Genomic DNA, 7,452 nt, shown 5'->3' with positions numbered 1-7,452 from the left:
CCCGAGCGTCGCTCGGATCTCAGCCAGCGGTGGTGGAGATCTCGGCGCTGAATGGTTGAGCACGTTTTCGTCCGCTCAACCCAGGCCATGCTGCAACTCGCCTTGCATGGTCGCATCCGGCCTACTCGGCCAGGACCGAGTCCAAACGGTCTGCATACGCACATACCTGATACGCAGAGGTACCAGTAAACCGGCTCTTCCGAGTTGGGGTGGGGGTGGGCGGCGCGCCGGTGATGGCGTGATGCGCGGGCTACAGGGGTCGAGGCCTTCAGGATCGGGAGCGACCAAGCTGACCCGACCGGAAGGCCTCGACGTTGATAGAGCCTACGGCGTGCGACGGCGCGCGCTGCGATCACGACACGGACTACTGCTCGCGCTGCGATCTGCTCGTTGGCCTTCAGGGCTTGCATGTCACCGGGGTGGAGCGGTCCGCCGCCATGGCGAGGTTGACCGTGCGGGTGGAGTCGCCGCCGGCGGTGATGGGCTGCCCGGCCTGTGGCGTGGTTTCGCACAGTCACGGCCGTCGTGAGGTCACGCTGATCGACACGCCGTGCTTCGGCCGGCCGGTCAAGGCGGTGTGGCGCAAGCGGATCTGGCGCTGCCCTGACCAGGCGTGCCCGGTGGGGGCCTTCACCGAGCAGGACGAACGGGTCGCGTTGCCGCGGGCGCTGCTGACCCGGCGGGCGGCCTGGTGGGCGATCGATCTGCTCCGTGGAGAGCATGCCTCGGTCCGTGGTCTGGCCCGCCAGCTGGGCACGACGTGGAACACCGTGTGGTCGGCGATCTGTCCGCTGCTGGAGGCGATGGCTGCCGACGAGGACCGATACGCGGGCGTGGAGCGCTTGGGTGTGGACGAGCACGTCTGGCACCACGTCAGCCAACGGCCCCACGACCAGGGCGGCCGCGGACCGAAGATGCTGACCGGGATGGTCGATCTGACCCGCCACCGCGACGCGAAGGGCACCTGGGTGGTCCGGGCCCGGCTGCTCGACCTCGTCCCGGGCCGGTCGGGCAAGGCCTACAGCGACTGGCTCCATGCGCGCGGAAAAAGCTTCCGCGACGGTGTCCGAGTCGCGACCCTCGATCCGTTCCACGGCTACAAGAACGCCATCGATGACTACCTCCAGGACGCGACCGCTGTCCTGGATGCCTTCCACGTGGTCAAGCTCGGCACCACCGCGGTCGACGACGTGCGTCGCCGTGTCCAGCAAGACACCCTTGGCCATCGCGGCCGCAAGGGCGACCCGCTGTACGGGATCCGCACCATCCTGCGCTGCGGACAGGACAAGCTCACGGGTCTGCTGAAGGTTTCGTTGACTTCGGGGTCAGGCCGCCAGGGTGACGGCGTGGTGGTGGACGAGTTCGTATTCAATCGGAGTGAGCCTGCCGAGTCGACGTTGCCGTCGTCGTCGGTGATAGGTGCGTTCGATCCAGTGCACGATCGCGAGCCGGAGCTCGTCGCGGGTAGCCCAGCGCTTCCGATCGAGCACGTTCTTCTGAAGTGTGGCGAAGAAGCTCTCCATCGCCGCGTTGTCCCCGGCAGCCCCGACGCGTCCCATGGACCCGAGGAGTCCGTAGACCTTGAGTACGCGCTGAAATTTCCGAGATCGAAATTGCGATCCTCTGTCGCTGTGGACGATGCAGCCGGCCACGACGGCCGTCCCGCCGCGGCGAGCGACCGCGTCCCGCAGGGCAGCGACGGCCAGGTCGGCGGTCATTCGGGCATCGATGGCGTAGCCGACGATCCGGCCCGAGCAGGCGTCCTTGACGGCACACAGGTAGACCTTGCCCTGGCGGGTGCGGTGCTCGGTGATATCGGTCATCCACGTCGCGTTCAGCGTCTCGGCGGTGAAGTCCCGCTCGAGCAGGTCATCGCACACCGGTGGGCCCGGCCGGCCGTAGCGCTGCCGGCGGCGCACGGTGGCCGAGAAGATCCGCTGCTGCGAGCACAGCCGCCACACCCGTCGCTCAGACACTGCGTGGCCGGCGTCCTTCAGCTCGTCGGCGATGAAGCGGTGTCCGAACTCGGGGTCGTCGGCGTGGATGTCGTAGGCGGCGTTGATCAGGTGCGCCTCCTCCAGATCACGAGCACTGACAGGGCTCGCGCGCCACTGGTAGAAGCCCTGCGTGGAGAAGCCGAGCACCCGGCAGGTCACCGCGACGGGAATCACGCCAGCGGCAAGGTCACGGACCAGCGGGTACATCATTTTGGGCGGGCCTGCCCGGGGCCGAGGTTGGCCTGGGAGAGATAGGCAGTGGCCTTGCGCAGGATCTCGTTCTCCTGCTCGAGCTCGCGGATCCGTTTGAGCATCCGGGCCTGCTCCCCGTCGCTCGCGGCGGTCTCACCGCGAGCGGGCTCGAAGCCGCGTTCTCGCAGGCGAGCCTCGTTGACCCAGGTCTGCAACGCGGACTTCGACATCCCCAGGTCGCCACAGACCTGCCGCTGCGTCATCCCCTGAGCCAGCAGCTCCAACGCGCTGGCCTTGAGCTCTTCTGAGTAGATCTTCGGCACGAGAGCCATCCTCTCCGCTCCGCAGAGCAGTCAGGAAGTCAACCGAACCCTCAGCAGACCCCACCGACCGGCAGCGCGACCGGCTCGGGCGCGCGATCGCTGCCGATGAACGCCACGACGCGGTCTATGTTGCCTGGCAGTGCGCCCAACAGCTCCGCGCTGCCTACCAGGACCCCGACCCGCCCCGCGGCAGGAAGATCGCGAAGAAGCTCCTGGTCTCGCTGCCGACCTGCCCGATCCCCGAGATCCGACGACTGGGCAAGACCCTGAAGAAATGGAGCAAGGCGTTCCTGGCCTACTTCACCACCGGCCGAGCCAACAACGGCGGAACCGAGGCCATCAACGGACTCATCGAGCTCCACCGCCGCGTCGCCCGCGGCTTCCGCAACCGCGACAACTACCGCCTCCGCATGCTCCTGATCGGCGGCGGACTCACCCACCCCCACCTCAAATAGGAAGAGCCAGTAAACCTGGCGTTGTTGCACCGCATGCACGATGAGAGTCCCGCCCTGACGGTCGCCGGCCCCCTGTCGCGTAGCGGGTGACAGGGCTTGTGACCTGCGCGGGTGGTGGCGTCAGCCGAGCGTCTACACCCTCAATGCTGAGGACCAGGCCGTTGAAGACATGCTGCTGAGCTGGCACAACCAGCAGTCGCCGCCGCGCGTCAGAGGGCGTGCATCGCTCGCCGGCGCGGAGCCTGTAGCGCCGTTGTCGAAGCGACCGGTGAGCTCGGCTCAGCGAGACGGTGTCGACAGATCGTCATTAGTCGAGTCTGCTCGTGCTGAGGCGGCGACCAGTTCGTCGTCGGCGTTGTGCACCATCTCGGAGAGCATGGTGCAGGTAACGAGCGAGACCACGTTCTCAGATTCGCCAGTTCCGATGAGCAAGGCGGTCATGACCTGGAGTTGCGAGTGCAGCGCCATGCTGAGGGGTTCGGCGAGGCCGACGAGGGTGCGGCCAGTTAGGTAGCGGACCCGGTCTTCGCCAACGACCAGGGTGTTCAGCTCGAGGCTCCGGGCCGTCGCGTGCACGTCGTGGTTCGCCCACTTGTAAAAGCTGCGGGTGTGCCGGAGGCCCGCGAGGTCCTCCAGGTCCGGGAACTGGAGTCGACGGTGGGGCTGGAAGAGGACTGCTGCCCAGCCGTAGATGCCCTTGAAGTCCTTGCCGTGGTCGGTCACCGCCTGCTCGCTGGCGTGGCGGAACTTCCTCACGAGCTCGTCGCTGAGGTCGCCGGCACCGGAGGTCTGGTAAGTGTTGGCGTCCTGGTAAGCCTGGACGCGGGCGTGGTCGACGAACCGCTGGATGAGGTCCGGGTGGTCGCCATCGGGGGCCCCGTGCTCGCTCAAGAGTGTAGCGAAGACCGAGATCTCGTGACCTGTGCGGGCTCGCGCCAACGCTCCTCTCGGTAATCCGTCGGAGGCGAGGGCGTGCACCTCGGTCATGACGCGAGACAACCGAGCCTGCAGTGCCGCCACGACCTGCAAGCGTGGGTCCACCACCGATGACGAGGAGCGCGCCTGGTTCTGGCGGCGCTCGAGCACGTGCGAGACGGTTTCGTCGGCGAGTTGGGCGACGGCGAGGTACTGATCGAGAGCCCGGCCCCACAGGCGGGCGAGCTCGGCGCGATGCTCGGTACGCTCCCGTTCGACGGCTGCCCCGATCGCGTCGGCGCGCTCGCGGGCCTCTGAGGCCAGGCCACGTCCCTCAACTTTGACGTCCTCGCTGAACCTGGCTGCCGCTTCGTCGGTCGCGTCGCTGTTGCCGACGTAATCGAGCAGCCGGGCGGTCGCGCGATTGGCAGCCGCTTCGATATCGATCGGCGACGACGCTTCCGGCTCGGTCACGGCTCGACCCTAACGGGTACACGCTCACTAGCACGGCCCCTGCGTTCCGGCGGGCACCGGCTCTCAGCTCTGCTCGACGGCCGGACCGCCGTGGTCGCCTCCCTGGCTCGACTGGTGGCGTGATTCGCTCCGAGGGCGAGAACTCAGTCGGCAACGGACCTCTGGATGGTGCCAGTATGACCGAGCTTGATACGCAGAGGTGCCATTAGCCAGGTCAGCGTGCGTGTCGGAGGCTCCCCTCGTAGAAGCCGTCGGAAGGCGGTCGGGCGTACGTGTGGGCCTGGGTGGCTCAGAGGTACTCGGCGAGCTCCTCGAGGAACTGGGTCTTCGTCCGCGCACCGGTGAGGCTCTTGACGAGTTCGCCGCCCACGAACAGGTTGAATGTGGGGATGGAGGTGACGCCGTACCTGGTGACCGTCTCGGTGTTGGCGTCGGCGTCGACCTTGACGAACTGGATCTTGTCGCCGTGCTCGGCGGCGAGCTCCTCGATGATCGGGGTCGTGCGGCGGCACGGGGCGCACCAGGTGGCCCAGATGTCGACCAGGACAGGCTTGTCGGAGCCGAGGACCGTGGCGTCGAAGGTGGCGTCGGTGATGTCGGGAACGCTGCTCATGTCGGTCCTCTCAGTGGGTGAGCGCGAGCTCGGAGGCAGTGGGCTCGGGGGTGAGCACCGGAAGGTTGGCGAGATAGCGCGCGGCGTCCAGCGCTGCGGAGCAGCCGGTGCCCGCGGCCGTGATCGCCTGTCGGTAGGTGTGGTCGACCGCGTCCCCGCACGCGAAGACGCCGGGGATGTTGGTGGTGGTCGTGGGCGCGGCCGTGAGGATGTAGCCCTCGTCGTCGAGCTCGATCTGGCCGTCGAGGACGGCTGTGCGGGGGTCGTGACCGATGGCGACGAACAGGCCGGTGACGGGCAGGTCGCGGGTCTGGCCAGTCGCTGTGTCACGGAGGGTGAGTCCTGAGACCTTGTCCTGACCGTGGATCTCGGTGACCTCGCTGTTCCAGACCAGCTGGATCTTGTCGTTCGCCAGGGCGCGGTCCGCCATGATCTTCGATGCGCGGAGGCTGTCGCGGCGGTGGATGAGGTAGACCTTGTCGGCGAACTTCGTCAGGAAGGTGGCCTCCTCCACGGCGCTGTCACCGCCGCCCACGACGGCGATCTCCTGGCCGCGGAAGAAGAACCCGTCGCAGGTCGCGCACCAGGACACTCCGCGGCCGGTCAGCCGCTCCTCGTCGTCGAGCCCGAGTTTTCGGTAGGCCGAGCCGTTGGCGAGGATCACGGACCGCGCGCGGTAGGTGGCCTCGTCGGTGGTGACGGTCTTGACCGCCCCCGTGAGGTCGACTGCGGTGGCAGTGGCGAACACTACCTCGGCCCCGAACTTCTCGGCCTGGATCTGCATCTTGTCCATGAGGTCGGGTCCCATGATCCCGTCGGGGAATCCGGGGAAGTTCTCGACCTCGGTGGTGTTCATCAGGGCGCCACCGGCGTCGAGCTCGCCGGCGATGACCAGCGGGCGCAGCTCGGCGCGGGCCGCGTAGATGGCTGCTGTGTAGCCGGCAGGGCCGGAGCCGATGATGATGACGTCGCGGACGTCCGCCGTAGCGGCAGCTGTGGTCACGGGGATCACGCCTTGACGGGCAGGAGCTCGGCGAGGAGAACCTCCACGCGGCCGCGGATCTCGTCGCGGATCGGGCGCACGGCGTCGATCCCCTGGCCCGCCGGGTCGGCCAGGGGCCAGTCCTCGTAACGCACGCCCGGGAAGAACGGGCACTCATCCCCGCAACCCATGGTGATCACCACGTCGGAGGACTGGACCTCGTCGGCCTGCAGGACCCTCGGACGCGCGGTGGTGATGTCGATACCCTCCTCGCGCATCGCCTCCACGGCGACGGGGTTGATCTGCTCCGCCGGCATGGTGCCGGCCGACCGGACCTCGACCCGGCCGTCAGACAGGGCGCTCATGTATCCGGCGGCCATCTGGGACCGCCCGGCGTTGTGGACGCAGACGAACATGACGCTGGGCTGCTTGCTCATGTGGTGACTTCCTTGGGGTGGCTGGACGTGCTGACAGTCAGGCTGGATCGAGGACCTGGGCCAGGCTCGTGACCCGGTGAGCGAGATCGTCATAGGCCGCCTCGAAGGCTTCGTTCGATCCCGTGCCGACGGGCTCCGGGACGGACCAGTGGATGTCGATCGGGATGTCGAGCTCCTCGTGCGCCCGGTCGCAGACGCTGACGATGAAGTCATCCGGGGCATGTACTGCGTCGATGTGCTGCGGGGTGGTCGACGGCATGTGCAAGCCGTGCCGGTCGGCGGTGGCGACCGCGGACGGGTTGATCCGATCGGCCGGGTGCGTGCCGGCCGAAGCCGCCGGCACTGCGCTCGCCCGCCGCCACAGGGCAGCCGCGAGGTGAGAACGGGCGGAGTTGTGGGTGCAGACGAACAGCACGCGTGGGACCACACGGGCCGGCCGGAGCGATAGGACGTCGAGCGCGCCAGGGACGAGCTGGACGTAGCTCCTTCTGCGATCGCCCTCGGACCTCTTCCGCGCGAGGATGCCCGCGCGCTCGAGGACCGCCAGGTGGTGCGCCACCAGGTTGGACGGCATGCCGATGCTTCGTGCGAGCTCGGAGGGCGCGGCATCCCCCAGGGTCAGTGTGTCGACGATCCGTAACCGGGCGGCGTCGGCAAGAGCAGAGTGGAGCCCCACCCTCTGCGAAAGCGCCTCAGTATCCATTGAGTCAATGATGGCTGAGATGGTTGGGTGCAGTCAAGTGGTACGCGTCCGGGGCTAGGGCGTGTCTCCTAACCGTTTGAGCCAGAGGGTGATGGCCCGCAGGACGGCGCCGCCGCGGTAGGTCAGGGCGAGCTTGTCGTAGCGGGTGGCCAGGCCACGCCATTGCTTGTCCTCGTTGAAGGCGCGTTCGACGACGTTGCGGCCCTTGTAGTCCTCGATGTCGTAGGTGACGGGCCGCCCGCCCTTGCGGCCACGGCGTTTGCGGTGTCCTTGCTGGTCGGACGGTTCAGGGATGACAGCGCCGATCCCGCGCCGGCGTAGGTGGTGACGGATCGCTCGGGAGGAGTAGGCCTTGTCCCCG

At 67.8% G+C, this 7,452-nt stretch carries 6 protein-coding genes and 3 pseudogenes; 2 read left to right on the top strand and 7 right to left on the bottom strand.

The features are described from left to right. Window positions 1-437: 437 nt before the first annotated feature. Window positions 438-1,283, top strand: a pseudogene (locus ACPYO4_RS16180) (transposase); the annotation flags it as partial. Between the two features lie 42 nt (window positions 1,284-1,325). On the opposite strand, the pseudogene ACPYO4_RS16175 reads toward ACPYO4_RS16180, so the two are convergent. After that, window positions 1,326-2,512: pseudogene (locus ACPYO4_RS16175) on the bottom strand (IS3 family transposase). Between the two features lie 62 nt (window positions 2,513-2,574). Between ACPYO4_RS16175 and ACPYO4_RS16170 the strand changes: the two are divergent. Then, window positions 2,575-2,967: pseudogene (locus tag ACPYO4_RS16170) on the top strand (ISL3 family transposase); the annotation flags it as partial. Window positions 2,968-3,246: 279 nt separating this feature from the next. On the opposite strand, the gene ACPYO4_RS16165 reads toward ACPYO4_RS16170, so the two are convergent. From ACPYO4_RS16165 to ACPYO4_RS16140, 6 genes are all read right to left on the bottom strand, one after another. Further along, window positions 3,247-4,356, bottom strand: coding sequence for a DUF5677 domain-containing protein (locus ACPYO4_RS16165; RefSeq protein ID WP_425710280.1), 1,110 nt, complete (start codon window positions 4,354-4,356; stop codon window positions 3,247-3,249). A gap of 289 nt (window positions 4,357-4,645) precedes the next feature. Then, window positions 4,646-4,969 carry a thioredoxin gene (trxA, locus tag ACPYO4_RS16160; RefSeq protein WP_425710279.1) on the bottom strand — a complete coding sequence of 108 codons (324 nt, stop codon included), beginning with the start codon at window positions 4,967-4,969 and terminating at the stop codon, window positions 4,646-4,648. Between the two features lie 10 nt (window positions 4,970-4,979). Continuing rightward, window positions 4,980-5,972, bottom strand: coding sequence for a thioredoxin-disulfide reductase (gene trxB / locus ACPYO4_RS16155; RefSeq protein WP_425710278.1), 993 nt, complete (start codon window positions 5,970-5,972; stop codon window positions 4,980-4,982). A gap of 5 nt (window positions 5,973-5,977) precedes the next feature. Next, complete coding sequence (locus ACPYO4_RS16150) at window positions 5,978-6,388, bottom strand: arsenate reductase ArsC (RefSeq protein ID WP_425710277.1); 411 nt, start codon at window positions 6,386-6,388, stop codon at window positions 5,978-5,980. 37 nt (window positions 6,389-6,425) lie between these two features. After that, on the bottom strand, window positions 6,426-7,091 hold the full coding sequence (locus tag ACPYO4_RS16145; protein ID WP_425710276.1) for a helix-turn-helix domain-containing protein: 666 nt from the start codon (window positions 7,089-7,091) through the stop codon (window positions 6,426-6,428). 54 nt (window positions 7,092-7,145) lie between these two features. Beyond that, window positions 7,146-7,452: transposase (locus ACPYO4_RS16140; RefSeq protein ID WP_425710275.1), on the bottom strand; the 307-nt coding region annotated here is incomplete at its 5' end.

The organism is Georgenia sp. Z1491 (assembly GCF_049856175.1).
In the GTDB taxonomy this organism is placed as follows: Bacteria; Actinomycetota; Actinomycetes; order Actinomycetales; family Actinomycetaceae; genus JB111.
Note: the sequence above shows the minus strand (reverse complement) of the source record. Positions and strands in the feature narration are given on the sequence as shown.

Bases quoted from the DNA above. Each gene is read 5' to 3' on its own strand.
- ACPYO4_RS16150 (WP_425710277.1), bottom strand. From the start codon at position 6,388: ATGAGCAAGCAGCCCAGCGTCATGTTCGTCTGCGTCCACAACGCCGGG.
- ACPYO4_RS16145 (WP_425710276.1), bottom strand. From the start codon at position 7,091: ATGGATACTGAGGCGCTTTCGCAGAGGGTGGGGCTCCACTCTGCTCTT.
- trxA (WP_425710279.1), bottom strand. From the start codon at position 4,969: ATGAGCAGCGTTCCCGACATCACCGACGCCACCTTCGACGCCACGGTC.